This window comes from Paenibacillus tyrphae, from assembly GCF_027925525.1.
Taxonomy (GTDB): Bacteria; Bacillota; Bacilli; order Paenibacillales; family NBRC-103111; genus Paenibacillus_G; species Paenibacillus_G tyrfis_B.
The window spans coordinates 20,887-34,093 of the sequence record NZ_BSDJ01000021.1 but is presented as its reverse complement, the minus strand read 5'-3'; the positions used below and the strand labels follow the sequence as shown (position 1 = coordinate 34,093).

Here is a 13,207-nt window from a genome sequence, read left to right as displayed (position 1 = left end):
GCCATGCAAACCGTAACCGTTCAAATTCGAATATTCCCAAACAATGTTTCCCTGCTGAAGGAGATGGGGGGCGAATACATCAAAACGGTCAATCTCCTAACCGAACAAGCGGAAGAATCGGGTACATTTCCAAAGCTCACCTCCAAGGATGTCGATGCCAAACTTCCATCCGCAGTAAAGAACCAAGCTATTCGAGATGCGCGAAGCATTCATAAAAAGACGAAAAAGCAAGGAAAACGTCCGGTTCTCAAGCGCAGAGCCTACTACGTAAATAACCAGAACTATTCACTTGGGGACCATAGCGTTGCATTTCCTGTTATGTTGGACGGAAAGGTACAGCGACTGAAGATTTCGGCCCGTGTAACGGAACGTGAACAACGTTTTCTATCCAGCGGCAAGCTTGGCCTTTTAAAAATGGTTGAGAAGTCGGGCAAGTGGTACGTACAAATTTCTGTTGAAAGAAAGACAGAACAAACAACGGGCGATGTCATGATGGGAATTGACTTGGGCTTAAAAATCCCTGCCGTTGTTGTCACCTCAACAGGTAAGACGAAATTTGTTGGCAACGGCAGACAGAACAAGTACATTCGCCGCAAATATAAAGAGCGAAGAAGAAAGATGGGCAAGTTAAAGAAACTGTCTGCGATCCGTAAGCAAGAAAATAAAGAACATCGCTACATCAAAGACCAAAACCACAAAATCAGCCGTAAGATTGTGAACATGGCGATCGAAGAACAAGTGTCGGTCATCAAGATGGAAAAGCTGACGAACCTTCGCCAAACGACAAGGACAAGTCGTAAAAACGCTAAAAACTTGCATAACTGGACGTTCTATCAATTGCAAATGTTTATCGCATACAAAGCGGCATTGGCCGGGATCAACATCATCGAAGTCAATTCTGCCTACACCTCCCAAACGTGTCCAAACTGCGAGAAACGGAACAAGGCAATGGACCGAACGTATCAATGTTCATGCGGGTATCGCGCACACCGCGACAGAGTTGGAGCCATCAACATCATGCGCCAACCTGTGATAGATGGTAACAGTCTATCAGCCTAGATAGCTATACGCTCTGATCTAGGATGAGCTAATGAGCTAGCTCTTAACTTAGCAGTCTGCACAAAACAGAAATGGCCTGCGTGCGTTAACTAGCTAAGAATCCCTCGGCTTTAGCCGTGTTGGAGGCTCAAAAAGGACCAAAAAAATTATATTAAAAAGTTCAACTAGCACTCTTTTCTTGATCGGCATCATACGGAAAAAAAAGGATATTTGAGGATGCTCCTCGAATACATTACTTCACTATCATACGCCATCTCATGCCGACAAGGAGTGAAGTTTAGACGATGATCGACCGCCGCCATGATGTAAGACCCGAAGTAAGAGCTTATCTGGAACGAATCGGATATGATGGTCCGCTGGACGGAAGCGCGGCCGTGCTGGCCGAATTGCAGGAATGTCATATTCATTCGGTGCCTTACGAAAACCTGGATATTGTGCGTCGCATTCCGCTGTCATTGGAAGTCGAGGATCTGATCGACAAAATTGTCGTTCGTGGCCGCGGCGGATACTGCTTCGAGCTGAACGCGCTCTTCGGCTGGCTGCTGCGGGAGCTGGGATACCCTGTCGCGGATTTCGTAGCCCGCTTCTGGCGCGACGAGCCGGCCCCGCCCCCCAAACGCCGCCATCAGGTGCTGAAGGTCGAGGCGGAAGGGGCGACGTATCTATGCGATGTGGGAGTAGGCGGGATTGTGCCACGCCGGCCCGTCCAGCTCATCGAGGGACTGGAGCATCAGCAGGGAGACGAATGCTACCGGATGGAACGCGACCCCTACTACGGTTGGGTGCTCAGCGAGCTGAAGGATGGGCAATGGTGTTGGCTGTATTCCTTTACCGAAGAACCGCAGCTGCCTAAGGACTTCATCATGGCGAGCTATTGGTGCGAGAACGCTCCCGACTCGGTCTTCATCAACCATGCCAGAGCGGCGATTCGTACCCGGGACGGGCGGAAGACATTGGCCGGGGAGGAGTTCCGGATTTTCACCGCGGACGGTGTCGAAACCTTTACCCCGCAAACAAAAGAAGAGTATGACGAAGCGCTACGCAGTCATTTTGGGATTATTTTGGAATAAAGGAGGGGGACGCATGAGCCTTCGACAAAAAATCCAAAAATGGTTTAAATACTTCGTGATTATGACGAAAATGTAGTTAATGCCACACGTAATTAATGATGCTAATTATTAATGAAGTGAAAAAAAGAACTGCCGCACCGCTAAGAAACGGGGCTGGCAGTTCTTTGCTTTAAGTCGGCTCGACATGCGCGCAAAATTTTGTCGCTGAGCTCCGGATCGTTGACGGAACGGGCCAGCAAAATCGAGCCGACCATGGTCGCGGTAAGAGCGATACTTTTGTCCTCGCCTTGGCCGGCAAGTCCCGAAACGAAAGAGAGGAAGCGGGATACTTCTTCGGTAAACACTTCCCGTATGTCGTCGGAAGAGCGGGCGATTTCGCCTGCCAGAGCTGGCATGATGCACCCTTGCTCCGCAGAGTCACGGTGGGCCGCGCTCAAGTATGATTCGATCACGGCGCCAAGCTTCTCCTCGACTGACGCCTGTTCCGCGACGGAACCAAGCCGGGTGACGGTGCTTTCCATCGCGCTTTTGCAGGCTTCGGCGACGAGCTGCTCCTTGCTGTCGAAATGGGCGTAGAAGCCGCCGTGCGTCAGTCCGGCTCCGCTCATGATTTGCGGCACGCTGACCGCTTTGATCCCGTTCGCCCGGAATGCTTGCGAGGCGCTTTGTACAATTTTATGCCGAATGTTCATTTTATGTTTTTTGGTATAAGGCATTATTTCTCACCACGCCTAACGATAATTTATGTATTCTCCCTGATGTCACGAAGGAAAGCATTTGCGGAACGCCGTAAGCAGCTTGAGCGGGCCTTTCGTCCGGATTTTGCGAAGCAGCATAGCGGGAAGCGGATGCTCCATCTTCCCAAGGACGCGAATCCAGGTCCCGCTGTCTGCGTTCAGCTCAAAATCCGCTTCGCCGGTATGCCCCTCCGTTACGGTGATCGTCTGCTGCTTGATCACGACCGTTGCTTTCGCTTCTTCCTGACCGGTAAAGGTAAAATGATACGTTGCGTTCAAGTCCTTGGCCTGATGGCGCTGAAAGAAGAGCGGAAGCATCTTCAAAAAAGATCGGACGGACTTCGAACGCAGCCCGTTGCTTACCCGCTTCACCCGCTTGTGCGGAAAACGGCGGACGACATGCTGCTCGGCATCGGAACCTGGAACGACATAGATCGTTTCTTTTTTGTTCTGCAGCGGCTTGACGATGTCCTCCAGGAATTGCTTGCGGTTGTTCCAGAACGCGCCGATGACGTCTTCTCCTGCGGGACAGACGGCCATACAGTAGGCCGCCTTGTAATTCGCGCCGAACGATAAGCTCTGCCACATGGAGGCCGTTTCTCCGTCTTCGACTCTGGAGCGGTACGCTTTGGCGTTTTTGCTGTCCGCAATCGTCTCGATCCAGTTGGTGAACCCGCCCGAAAATTCCCGGTAGTTGTGTGTGTAGCACGCCGAAAAATTAAAGTGTCCATCCGGCTCGATGGCGCCGACGGGGCAGGCGGCGACGCAGAGCTTGCATTCCAGACACGGATTGTAGTCGATGGGTCTCGACTCCTCCGATATGCGGGCGTTCGTCACGATGGTCCCGAGCAAAATGAAATTGCCGAATTTCGGATGAATGACAATGCGGTGAATGCCCATTTGGCCGAGCCCGGCCGCCACGGCGATCGGCTTGTGCGAAATGACCCATTGCTTGCCGTTTCTTGCTACCTCCATGGGGAAGCCCATCGGAGGATTCACCGCTCGGATGCCCATCGCCTCTAGGCGGGCTACAATCTCATGCCCCACATGCGTAATGCGGTCGTGCACATGATAAAATTCCGCGTTAGCGACGGAGCGGGCCGCTGCCCGCACCGGCTCGCGGTTCATTCGGCATACGAAGCTGATCAGCAGACCGGCATCCGGCAGCAGCTCGCGTATTTCGTGCCGCTGCCCATCCAGCTCGGGCCGGTCGACCGCGACGAAGCCGACGTCGTCCGCTCCCGCTTCCAGGCAAAGCTTACGCAGCCAGGCGGAATCAAGGGCCGTTTCACGGGACGTGCCGGAAGGGGGCTGTTTGGCAAGGTGCTGGCGGACGGTAGGATGTTCTTCGAGCTTTCTTCTCATTGATCATTATAGCTCCTTTCGTTCCAAAAACGAAAATGAAGAAACCGGATCGATGATTTAAATATGATGATCATCATAAATATTATAGTCATCATATTTAAAATGGTCAATAAATATCCACATTTGAAGAACCCGCACCAGGACGCAGGCGGGACCGAATGCACCCCAAAAATCACCCGAATACCGCTGTTCAACCCATGAGCATTAGTCTTGACAAACACAATATCTTGATATAGATTTGAAACTATCATCTACATATCGTGATTGGACAGGTGCCTTTCGCTATAGACGCGGACAGGCTTAATAGGGAAGTCCGGTACAAAGCCGGCGCGGTCCCGCCACTGTAAGGATGAGTGTCCCTCCGAGTTCGCCCACTGGTCTTGCTGCATAGATGGCCGGGAAGGGGGAGGGAGCGATGACTCCGAGCCAGGAGACCTGCCTGTCCATTCGACACCCGCCCTACGGAGATAGGAACGTGTCCGGCATCGTGCTTAGACAGCATGTTTATTTACATGCTGTTTTTGAGACGCATTCGGTCCGTTCCGCGGGCCGGCAGCGTCTTTTTTTGCCGGGCCCGGGGCGTTGGCGGGAGAGAAAAAAGGAGACGAGAACCCATGCTGATTGCGTACGATTCCAGAACGGGGAATGTGCGGAGATTTATCGGTAAGCTGAATATGCCATCGGTTCAAATTGAGGAGAACATGCAGATGGACGAGCCTTTCGTCCTTGTTACGTATACGACCGGTTTCGGTCAGGTTCCGGAGAAAACGGCCGCTTTTCTTGAGCGCAATCACAGCCGGCTGCTTGGGGTTGCCTCCAGCGGCAACCGCAATTGGGGCGACGGCTTCGCCAAGAGCGCCGATCGGATTTCATCCATGTACGGCGTGCCGGTCTTGAGCAAATTCGAGCTTGCAGGGACGAAGCGCGATGTAGAAACGTTTAGAAGCGAGGTGGGCACCGTTGCGGCATATTGAATTGAACAACCAACTGATGCGGCGGGAAGCGGACGGATTTTTCCAATTAGAGAAGGACCGGGAAGCGGTCCGGGCGTTTATGGAAGAGGTGGAACGCAGCAGCATCCGTTTCGCGGATACGTCTGAAAAGGTCCGTTATATGATCGACAACGACTTCTATGAGAACGTGTACGACCGCTATTCGCCGGAAGAGGTCGAGGACGTCTACCGGATTACGCACAGCTACGGCTTCCAGTTCCAGTCGTACATGGCGGCATCGAAATTTTATACGGATTATGCGATGAAAAGCAACGACCGTTCGCTCTACCTGGAGCATTATCCCGACCGCGTGGCGATCGTGGCTCTGCATCTCGGACGAGGCGATGCGAACACGGCTCGGGCCTTGGCGGCTTCGATGATGGAGCAGCGGCTGCAGCCGGCGACTCCGACGTTCCTCAATGCCGGAAAAAGCCGGCGCGGCGAGATGGTGTCGTGCTTTTTACTGGAAATGGACGATTCGCTCAACTCGATCAACTACGTGCTCGGCACGTGCATGCAGCTGTCCAAAATCGGCGGCGGCGTCGCGGTGAACCTGTCCAAGCTGCGCGGGCGCGGAGAGCCGATCAAAGGCGTGGAAGGCGCCGCCAAAGGCATCATGCCGGTGCTGAAGCTGATGGAGGACGCGTTCTCGTACGCCGATCAAATGGGACAGCGCAAAGGCTCGGGTGCGGCCTATTACAATATTTTCGGCTGGGACGTTATGGAATTCCTGGACAGCAAGAAGATTAACGCGGATGAGAAAAGCCGACTGAAGACGCTCTCGATCGGACTGATCGTTCCGAATCGGTTCTACCGGCTGGCCGAGGAGAACGAGCCGCTTCACGTATTCGCGCCATACTCCGTCTGGAAGGCCTACGGGACGCATCTGGACGACATGGATATGGACGAGATGTACGACCGGCTGATGGCCGACGATCGGGTGCGCAAGAAAGCGGTCATGAGCGCGCGCGATATGCTCGTGAAGATCGCGACGGTGCAGCTCGAATCCGGGTACCCGTACATGATGAACAAAAGCAACGCCAACCGGGCGCATGCGCTTAAAAATATCGGCTCGATCAAAATGTCTAACCTTTGCACGGAGATTTTCCAGCTTCAGGAAACGTCGGAGATTGCCGATTACGGGCAGCCGGACATCATCCGGCGCGACATCAGCTGTAATCTGGCTTCGCTTAACATCGTCAACGTGATGGAGCAGGGCAAAATACGCGAATCGGTCCGCGAAGGGATCATGGCGTTAACGGCAGTCAGCGATATGACCCATGTGGCCAATGCCCCGGGCGTGGCGAAAGCGAACCGCGAGATGCATTCGGTCGGGCTCGGCGCGATGAACTTGCACGGCTTCCTGGCGAAGAACAAGATCGCGTACGAAAGCGAAGAAGCCAAAGATTTCGTCCGCACCTTCTTCATGATGATGAACTTCTACTCGCTGGAAGCCAGCATGGAGACGGCGAAAAAGACGGGCGTTACGTTCGCGGGCTTCGAACGGTCGGATTACGCCGACGGCACTTATTTCACCCGTTACACGAGTACGGATTACCGCCCGGGTACGGAGAAGGTTAAGGAACTGTTCGGGCAAATGGCGATCCCTTCTCCCGAGGATTGGCGGGCGCTGCAGGAGGCCGTTCGTACGCATGGGCTGTATCATGCCTACCGGCTGGCGATTGCCCCGACGCAAAGCATCTCGTATATCCAAAATGCGACCTCCAGCATCATGCCGATCGTCGAGCCGATCGAGACGCGGACGTACGCGAATTCGACGACGTACTACCCGATGCCGTATATGAACCGGGACAACTTTTTCTATTACAAGTCCGCCTACCAGATGGACCAGTTCAAGGTGCTGGATCTGATCGCGGAGATTCAGGCGCACGTCGACCAAGGCATCTCGACCGTGCTGCACGTCAACAGCGACGTGACGACGAGACAGCTGGCACGGTATTACATTTATGCGGCCCGCAAAGGCTTGAAGTCGCTGTACTATACCCGGACGAACCGGTTGACGATGGAAGAATGCATAAGCTGCTCCGTGTAACGACGACAGCATTCGAGCAAGGCAAGAGAGAGGAGCCAATGGGATGAGCGTGTTGAAGGCGGTCAACTGGAACCGTCCGGATGACGATTTTACGATAACCTTCTGGAACCAGAACATCATGCAGTTCTGGACTGACGACGAAATTCCGCTGTCCGACGACAAAATGAGCTGGCTGACGCTCAATGACGACGAACGCGATTTATATATGAAGGTGCTTGGCGGATTGACGCTGCTCGACACGGTTCAGGGCGGCGTCGGGATGCCGAAGCTGCTGGAGCACGTCGAAGGGCTGCAGCGCAAGGCAGTGCTCGGCTTTATGGGCATGATGGAGCAGATTCACGCCAAATCGTACAGCAGCATCTTTACGACGCTGGCGACAACCGAAGAGATCGACGGCGTGTTCCGCTGGGTGGAGCAAAATGTGTTTTTGCAGACGAAAGCGGAGACGATCTCCCAGTACTACAACCACATCCGGACGCCGAAGGAGCTGTACTTGGCGATGTGCGCGTCCGTTTTGCTGGAAAGCTACTTGTTCTACAGCGGCTTTTTCTACCCGCTCTATTTGGCCGGGCAGGGTAAAATGACGAGCAGCGGCGAAATCATCGATCTCATTCTCCGCGACGAGAGCATCCACGGACTGTATGTCGGCGTGCTCGCGCAAGAGGTGTTCGCCGGGCTGAGCGAGGAAGACCAGGTGGACGTTACCGAGACGTTGCTCGGGCTGCTGCGTTATTTGCACGGCAACGAGGAACGGTATACGGAGCAGCTGTATTCCTCCGTCGGCTTGGTCGACGAGGTGAAGGCGTTTCTGCGTTACAATGCGAACAAAGCGCTGATGAATTTGGGTCAAGACCCGCTGTTCGAAGAAGAAGAGATCAACCCGATCGTCTTGAACGGCATCAGCACGCGGACGAAGCAGCACGATTTCTTTTCCAAAAAAGGAAACGGCTACGTGCGCACGATTCATGTCGAGCCGCTGACCGACGACGACTTCCGGTTTGACTAAGCCGAGTGTGTAGGTCGTTGACTTAAGGCTAGAAGCACGGTTTGCCATCCAGATTATTCGCTTGAAGCGGATCGGATGGCGGATCGTGCTTCTTTTAATGATGCCCGAAGAAAAAATCCCTCCAGTGTTCGGCATGCTCCGCATGAAGGCGGACACCGGGTTCCGTTCCCTTTACAATTAAGAAACGAAACGGAGGGAGGAATCGTTAAATGCGTGCAAAATCCATTATTTTTACTTCGGTCCTGATTGGCTATGTCGGTCTCGGCATTCTCAATCCGCTTGTCGCTCCGCTGATCCGCGAGCTCGGACTATCGGAAACGGATGCCGGCTGGATTGTAGCGGCTTCCTCGTTCATGGTGCTGCTCACTTCGGCGTTCTGGGGAAGCTGGAGCGACCGGATCGGGCGCAAGCCGGTGCTGTTGATCGGGCTGACGGGCATGGCCGCCAGCTTCGGCATGTTCGTTGCGGTGACCGAGCAAGGCTTGGTCGGCAAGTTCCAGCCTGCCGTATTGTTTACGCTGCTGCTGATCTCGCGCCTGCTGCTGGGAGCCGCGTTTCCGGCTATCCTGTCGTCCAGCCAGGCATATATGGCGGATATTACGACCGAGAAGGACCGCGCCGCCGGGATGTCGTTAATCGGCGCGGCCAACGGGCTCGGGCTTGTCGTCGGTCCTGCGGTCGGTGCGCTGCTGACCGCCTTGAGCTTGCTGGCCCCGATCTACCTCGCGGTAGCGCTGCCTCTCCTTGTCATGCTCTGGGTCGCCTTCGGCATGGCGAATTCCAAGCCGCAGACGCACGGTCAGCAGAAAAAAATGCTGCGCAAAGGAATACTTCCTTACCTTGCGGTCGCCATGATCGTCATGATGGCGTTGATCCAAACGCAGGTGACTGCCGGATTTTATTTTCAGGATAAGCTCGGCTTGTCGGCGACCGAAACGGCGCAAGCGGTCGGCGCAGCTCTGTTCTGCATCGGCTTCATGATGGCGCTGGTTCAGTTCACGGTTGTCCGCAAAAACCGGCTCACCCCGCTGAAATTGCTACAGCTGGGAGTCCCGGTCTTCGCCGTCGGTCTTGTACTGCTCGTAAGCTTCAGCCATATCGCGCCGTTCTTTGCCGCTTTCGCCCTGATGGGGATCGGGGTAGGGCTGGCCATTCCCGGCTTCACCTCGGGGGCTTCCTTGGCCGTAGCGAAGCATGAGCAGGGCGCTGCCGCAGGGATGATCGCCGCAGCCATCGGCATCGGATCGCTACTCGGCCCGTTGACCGGCACGTTCCTGTATCGGATCAGCCCGGAAACGCCGTTCTGGCTGTTGATCCTGCTGCTTGCGCTGCTCACGGGATATGTGTGGGGCAGCCGGGGAATCCGGGGGGATCAGCAGACCGTGGTTGACTAATCAATTGAGAATTATTATCATTTAAGAGGAGGGATGAACGACTACGAAGTGAGAGGATTCAGGTGCTAACGATGATGGCTGAGGATTTTCATCAAATATATAATGCGTTTTTCGACGGTTTTCAATTGTCGCGCCGTTATGCCGATCGGACCGAGCGGCTGCCCGTTCCGCGTCAAGCCGGAGAAGGCACGCTGCGTCGGTTCGTGCCGCGACCGGATTTGGAGATCGTCATTTCGGATTACACGCTTACGAGGAACCGTCAATTTCAGCTGCGCACGGATTCGGCGATGGTCGAGCTTAGCTTTTGCCTGCAAGGGAAGCGGGAGTTGAACATTTCCGGCACGAGGCATGAATTTTGCGCGAACCGCTGCACGCTGCAGCTGGTGGACCGGTTTCACGCGCATTTTGACTTCGACGGGAACCAGCCGATGCTTGCGGTTGGTATCGGGATTCCAGTCGCGACGTTCGACCGTTTTATGGAAGATTTTGAAGGGAAGCGCTTCGTCGATTTTGCCAAGCTGGTCGACCGTCGTTCGTTTCGCCTGTTCGAGCAGACGATCGAGCCCGCGGCTTCCGTCATCCTGCAGCAGATGCTGGACGCTTCCTACTCGAACGAGACGCGCAAAATTTATATGGAAAGCAAGGCGCTGGAGCTGCTTTCCCTGTCGTTTCATACGCTGCTGTGGGATCGCGAGCCCGACGATAAGCATATCCGGTCGAAGCTGAGCAAGAACGATCTGGAGAAAATACGCCAAGCGCAAGAGGTGCTGCTGCACCGTATGGATAGTCCGCCCTCGCTGCTAGAGCTGTCTCGAACGGTCGGTCTGAACGATTTCAAGCTGAAGATCGGCTTCAAAGAAGTGTACGGGCGCACGGTTTTCGGCTATTTGCGGGAGAAGCGGCTGGAGAAAGCGCTCCTGCTGCTGCAAAGAGGGCAGGTCAACGTGAATCAGGCCGCCTGCGTCGTCGGCTATTCGAATCCGAGCCATTTTGCCGAAGTGTTCCGCGAGAAGTACGGGTTCAATCCCGGCGAGCTCGTCCGCAAGTAGCGGGTCTTCCGCGTCTGACCGCCAAACCGCCAGAGGAAATTCCTTTGGCGGTTTTTGCTGCGCATAAAAATCCCGGCAACCGCAGAAAAAATCCGTGCAGGGGTGGATGAGCGGGCTCGAATACGGTAGCATACCATTTATTGATAATGAGTATCGTTATCAGTTGGTTTGAAAGCACCGCAAGGACTGGCGGCAAAAACAAAGGAGGGCCAAAAAACATGCACAGACGAGCATGGTTACCGATTTTACTACTGATTGCGATCGCCGGGGTGATTGCCGGATGTACGGCAAGCGACCCGGGAGCAGGCGCCTCAGGGGATCAAAAAAAGCCCGAGGGGACGGCGGCGCAGGCTTCTTTTCCGAGGACGATCAAGCATATGAAAGGAGAAACGGTAATCAAGGAGCGGCCGGTAAAAATCGCGGCGCCTTATGTCTCTTTTGTCGACGACTTGGTCGTCTTGGACGAAATTCCCGTTGCCGCTCAGGGGATGGCGATGATGAGCAGCTTCCCGAATTTGCAGAAAAAGCTCGAGGGGAAATCCGTGATCGATCTGGGTAAAGAAGTGAGCATGGAGAGGCTGCTCGCGTCGCAGCCGGATCTCATAATCGCTTCCGACGATATGGCCGATAAATACGAGCAGCTCAGCCAAATCGCGCCGACGGTTATTTTTCCGTATAACGAAGATTGGAAGGGGACGCTGCAGCTGATTGCCGGGGCCATCGGGAAGGAAGAGAAGGCGGCGGCCTTCCTGGCCGACTTCGACCGCAAGGCGAAGGAATACAAAGCGAAGCTGGCGAGCCGCAGCGGGGAGACGGTCTTGTTCGCGATGTACGGCGGGAAGGAGTTCATCACCTTCAATGAACAGCGCGTCGCCGACTTTTACAAGGAGCTTGGACTAAAGCCGGTGCCCGGCAATGAAAAGGGCGGGTCCTTGTCCCTCGAAACGCTGTCGACGATGAATCCGGATCATATTTTTATCGTCAACAACTACGCTACGCCGATTAAACAGGGCGTCAAAGAAACGCTGAAGGACAACACGATCTGGAACGGAATGAAAGCACCCAAAAGCAATCAAGTTTACTATATCGAGGATACGTCCATCCTCGGACCGATGCCGCTTGGCAAAATGATCGCGATCGAAGAAGTGATGAAGGCGATGGGGAATCGGTAAAGGGCCGCCCTAGTGGCTCACGGACCGCGAATGAGTATACGAGACGGCTGATGGAAGCCGTGAGCGAATAAAAAAGAACCCCGTCATTACGGGGTTCCGTGCGATTTAAGGACAAGCCGCTTCACGAAAGTAATATCCGGCTCGAACCATCGTTTGGCATGGGCTTCGACCCATGGCTGCGACAGCAGCCAGACGATGCCGAAACCGGCGATAATCGCCAGCCCTTGGCTCCAGGGGGTCTGCAGGTAGACGTAAATCCCCGCCGCGAGCAGCGATTTCAGAATGAAGGCATGGAGCAGAAAGACGTACCCCGTCCGTTTTCCCCAATCCGTGATCCGGCTGGCCGCCCAAGGCACCAAGCTCAAAAAAGCGAGCGAAGCGGCCGCCTGCACCCCGTACATCCCCAAGCGATATATTCCGGCATACCACTCCGGATGACCGGCCTCTGCGTAGGTGAAGCTGCCGTACAGCCAGCGCGGGTCGATTCGTCCGCCCAGCCAGAAGAAGCAAATGACGCCTATGCCGAGAAGGACGGCGGGCATACGCAGCCGTTTGACTATGGTTTCCCAATGCTGCGGCAGGAAGTATCCTGCCAGGAAGAACGGAAAGTACACCAAGGTCCGCGATACGCTGAGCCAAGCTCCGGGCCATGGAAGATAACCGACGGCGATGCCGAGCAGCAGCGAGACGATCAGCGGATGGCGCATATGAACGAACGCGCGCAGCAGCAGCCTCCAGCAAAAGTGGCTGAGCAGGAACCAGAGCAGCGAGTAGGGCATGAAGAACGAATGAATCACGCCTTTAGCTTGAAAGAAGACGATATCCGCCAAGCTGTACAGCGTCTGGAACAACACATATTGATACGCAATCGTGCAAAGCCCGTCGATTCCGGGCCGGTCGAGACGGAAGCTTTTGGCAAAGTATCCCATCGCCAGCGCGAACATCGGAATATGGAACGAGTAGATCGTCTCGTAAAGGGCGAACAACGGCGAGCTCCGATCAATCATCGGTTCGATGATGTTGGCTGTGACGACGCAAGCGATAAGCAAAAATTTCATATTAAGCGCATAAGTGTTAAGCGATGGTGCGGAAGCCTTTCCCACGGGAAGTCACCTCTATATGTTCTGTGTCTGCCGGCTTTCTCGCCGCTGTGGAGCGGCGAGAAAGCCGGCTCCTCGTCTTGAGCATACCTCTTTCGATGCGCCGGAGCAGTGAGAAGGATCACGGCTCATTGGTGATCAAAATCACAGACATTTCGCAGTCGCAAGAAATGAATCTGTGTGACGATGTCAAACTTCACCAAATCTTCA

The 13,207-nt window shown here is 54.6% G+C and carries 11 protein-coding genes and 1 riboswitch; of the genes, 8 read left to right on the top strand and 3 right to left on the bottom strand.

Going from position 1 to position 13,207, the window contains the following annotated elements; all coding sequences use genetic code 11:
* Nucleotides 1-3 precede the first annotated feature (3 nt).
* A complete protein-coding gene (locus tag QMG93_RS22835; protein ID WP_281940581.1) occupies nucleotides 4-1,059 on the top strand; it encodes an RNA-guided endonuclease InsQ/TnpB family protein in 1,056 nt (351 codons plus the stop codon).
* 284 nt (nucleotides 1,060-1,343) lie between these two features.
* Nucleotides 1,344-2,129: an arylamine N-acetyltransferase family protein gene (locus QMG93_RS22830; protein WP_281940579.1), complete on the top strand. Its 786-nt coding sequence runs from the start codon at nucleotides 1,344-1,346 to the stop codon at nucleotides 2,127-2,129.
* A gap of 140 nt (nucleotides 2,130-2,269) precedes the next feature.
* Here QMG93_RS22830 and QMG93_RS22825 read toward each other — a convergent pair whose 3' ends face one another.
* Both QMG93_RS22825 and QMG93_RS22820 read right to left on the bottom strand, forming a co-directional pair.
* A complete protein-coding gene (locus tag QMG93_RS22825; protein WP_281940577.1) occupies nucleotides 2,270-2,845 on the bottom strand; it encodes a TetR/AcrR family transcriptional regulator in 576 nt (191 codons plus the stop codon).
* A 45-nt stretch (nucleotides 2,846-2,890) separates the two neighbouring features.
* Nucleotides 2,891-4,231: an SCP2 sterol-binding domain-containing protein gene (locus QMG93_RS22820; protein WP_281940575.1), complete on the bottom strand. Its 1,341-nt coding sequence runs from the start codon at nucleotides 4,229-4,231 to the stop codon at nucleotides 2,891-2,893.
* A gap of 253 nt (nucleotides 4,232-4,484) precedes the next feature.
* A riboswitch (cobalamin riboswitch) is annotated at nucleotides 4,485-4,689 on the top strand.
* Between the two features lie 156 nt (nucleotides 4,690-4,845).
* On the opposite strand from QMG93_RS22820, the gene nrdI reads away from it, so the two are divergent.
* The 6 genes from nrdI (at nucleotide 4,846) to QMG93_RS22790 (ending at nucleotide 11,897) form a co-directional block, all read left to right on the top strand.
* On the top strand, nucleotides 4,846-5,205 hold the full coding sequence (nrdI, locus tag QMG93_RS22815) for a class Ib ribonucleoside-diphosphate reductase assembly flavoprotein NrdI (protein WP_063184682.1): 360 nt from the start codon (nucleotides 4,846-4,848) through the stop codon (nucleotides 5,203-5,205).
* Nucleotides 5,192-7,276, top strand: a complete 2,085-nt coding sequence (gene nrdE, locus QMG93_RS22810) for a class 1b ribonucleoside-diphosphate reductase subunit alpha (RefSeq protein ID WP_281940571.1) — start codon at nucleotides 5,192-5,194, stop codon at nucleotides 7,274-7,276. Before nrdI ends, nrdE begins: the two co-directional genes overlap by 14 nt.
* Nucleotides 7,277-7,319: 43 nt before the next feature.
* Entirely contained in the window at nucleotides 7,320-8,282 is a 963-nt protein-coding gene (gene nrdF / locus QMG93_RS22805; protein ID WP_281940569.1) for a class 1b ribonucleoside-diphosphate reductase subunit beta, read from the top strand.
* 209 nt (nucleotides 8,283-8,491) lie between these two features.
* A complete protein-coding gene (locus QMG93_RS22800) occupies nucleotides 8,492-9,676 on the top strand; it encodes an MFS transporter (RefSeq protein ID WP_281940567.1) in 1,185 nt (394 codons plus the stop codon).
* Nucleotides 9,677-9,747: 71 nt separating this feature from the next.
* Nucleotides 9,748-10,725 (top strand): helix-turn-helix transcriptional regulator, encoded by a 978-nt coding sequence (locus tag QMG93_RS22795; RefSeq protein WP_281940708.1) that lies wholly within the window; start codon nucleotides 9,748-9,750, stop codon nucleotides 10,723-10,725.
* Nucleotides 10,726-10,943: 218 nt separating this feature from the next.
* Nucleotides 10,944-11,897, top strand: a complete 954-nt coding sequence (locus QMG93_RS22790; RefSeq protein ID WP_281940565.1) for an ABC transporter substrate-binding protein — start codon at nucleotides 10,944-10,946, stop codon at nucleotides 11,895-11,897.
* 86 nt (nucleotides 11,898-11,983) lie between these two features.
* On the opposite strand, the gene QMG93_RS22785 is transcribed toward QMG93_RS22790, so the two are convergent.
* The gene (locus QMG93_RS22785; RefSeq protein ID WP_281940563.1) at nucleotides 11,984-13,000 is read right to left on the bottom strand and encodes an acyltransferase family protein; all 1,017 of its coding nucleotides are present in this window, start codon (nucleotides 12,998-13,000) and stop codon (nucleotides 11,984-11,986) included.
* Between the last annotated feature and the right edge of the window lie 207 nt (nucleotides 13,001-13,207).

What these genes read in the sequence shown, in the direction of transcription:
- QMG93_RS22830 (WP_281940579.1), top strand. Translation starts at nt 1,344, where the DNA reads ATGATCGACCGCCGCCATGATGTAAGACCCGAAGTAAGAGCTTATCTG.
- QMG93_RS22790 (WP_281940565.1), top strand. Translation starts at nt 10,944, where the DNA reads ATGCACAGACGAGCATGGTTACCGATTTTACTACTGATTGCGATCGCC.
- nrdF (WP_281940569.1), top strand. Translation starts at nt 7,320, where the DNA reads ATGAGCGTGTTGAAGGCGGTCAACTGGAACCGTCCGGATGACGATTTT.
- QMG93_RS22825 (WP_281940577.1), bottom strand. Translation starts at nt 2,845, where the DNA reads ATGCCTTATACCAAAAAACATAAAATGAACATTCGGCATAAAATTGTA.
- QMG93_RS22800 (WP_281940567.1), top strand. Translation starts at nt 8,492, where the DNA reads ATGCGTGCAAAATCCATTATTTTTACTTCGGTCCTGATTGGCTATGTC.
- nrdI (WP_063184682.1), top strand. Translation starts at nt 4,846, where the DNA reads ATGCTGATTGCGTACGATTCCAGAACGGGGAATGTGCGGAGATTTATC.
- QMG93_RS22835 (WP_281940581.1), top strand. Translation starts at nt 4, where the DNA reads ATGCAAACCGTAACCGTTCAAATTCGAATATTCCCAAACAATGTTTCC.
- QMG93_RS22795 (WP_281940708.1), top strand. Translation starts at nt 9,748, where the DNA reads ATGATGGCTGAGGATTTTCATCAAATATATAATGCGTTTTTCGACGGT.
- QMG93_RS22820 (WP_281940575.1), bottom strand. Translation starts at nt 4,231, where the DNA reads ATGAGAAGAAAGCTCGAAGAACATCCTACCGTCCGCCAGCACCTTGCC.